At 64.0% G+C, this 1,324-nt stretch carries 1 protein-coding gene; it reads right to left on the minus strand.

What is annotated here, in order from left to right; all coding sequences use genetic code 11:
* Positions 1–1,324, minus strand: a 1,324-nt coding sequence (locus HX811_RS31825; protein WP_177048886.1) for an amino acid adenylation domain-containing protein, incomplete at both ends; no start/stop codon positions are given.

The following is a 1,324-nucleotide window of genomic DNA, read 5'->3' on the forward strand; positions in this document are numbered from 1 at the left end:
GGCGTTCAGGCGCGCTTCAATTTCACCCAGTTCGATACGGAAGCCACGGATTTTCACCTGATGGTCAATCCGGCCGATGTACTCGATCACCCCGTCGCTGCGGTATTGCGCCAGGTCACCGGTGCGGTACAACCGCGCACCGCTTTCGCCGAACGGGTCGGGAATAAAACGCAGTGCCGTCAGGTCGCCACGCTTCAGGTAGCCCCGGGCCAGGCCGGCGCGGCCAACATACAGCTCACCGATGCAGCCTTTGGCCACCGGGTTCAGTTCACCGTCGAGCAGGTACCACGACAGGTCGGCTATCGGTTCGCCAATCGGGCTGCTGGCGTCCAGCTCCAGATCAGCCACCGACAACGGACGGTAGGTGACGTGCACCGTGGTTTCGGTGATGCCGTACATGTTGATCAGCTGTGGCGCGCTGTCGCCAAACCGTTCGAACCATGGGCGCAGGCTCTTGACGTCCAGCGCCTCGCCGCCGAATACCACGTAGCGCAGGGCATTGGCCCGGGAGTCGGTACAAGCCACGTGCATCAACTGCTTGAACGCCGACGGCGTCTGGTTGAGCACCGTGACGCCCGCGTCGCACAACAGGTCGAGGAATTCCTGGGGCGAGCGGCTGACGTCGTACGGCACGATCAGCAGCTCGCCACCGTGCAGCAGTGCGCCGAAAATTTCCCAGACCGAGAAGTCGAAAGCATAGGAATGAAACAGGCTCCAGACGTCCTGCGGGCCGAAGCCGAACCACGGTTCAGTGGCCGCGAACAGACGCAGGATATTGTGGTGCGCAAGCAAGGTGCCTTTGGGGTTGCCGGTGGAACCGGAGGTGTAGATCACGTAGGCGAGGTTCGAAGGATCCACGACGACTTGCGGGTCGCTGTCGGCAAAGGCGCTGACGTCGGTATCCAGCAGCAGGGTTTTCACGCCGTCAGGCACCGGCAATTGACCGGCCAGCGACGCCTGGGCCAGCAGCAGTTGGATGCCGCTGTCTTGCATCATGTAGGCCAGGCGGTCCTGCGGGTAGGTTGGGTCGAGCGGCACATAGGCGCCGCCGGCCTTGAGGATCGCCAGCAGGCCGACGATCATCTCGATACCCCGCTCCGCGGCCAGGCCCACCAGCACGTCCGGCCCCACGCCGTGAGCGATCAACTGATGCGCACGGCGGTTGGCCTGGGCATTCAGTTCGGCGTAGGTCAGGGTCTGGCCGTTGCAACGCAGGGCCACGGCGTCAGGCCGTTGACGGGCCTGCTCGGCGATCAGTTGATGGGCGCAGGTGTCGCTTGGGAAGCTGCGCGGGCCGGGGTTCCATTGGGCGATGTTGTGCTGT

This window comes from Pseudomonas sp. F8002 (assembly GCF_013385495.1).
Taxonomy (GTDB): Bacteria; Pseudomonadota; Gammaproteobacteria; order Pseudomonadales; family Pseudomonadaceae; genus Aquipseudomonas.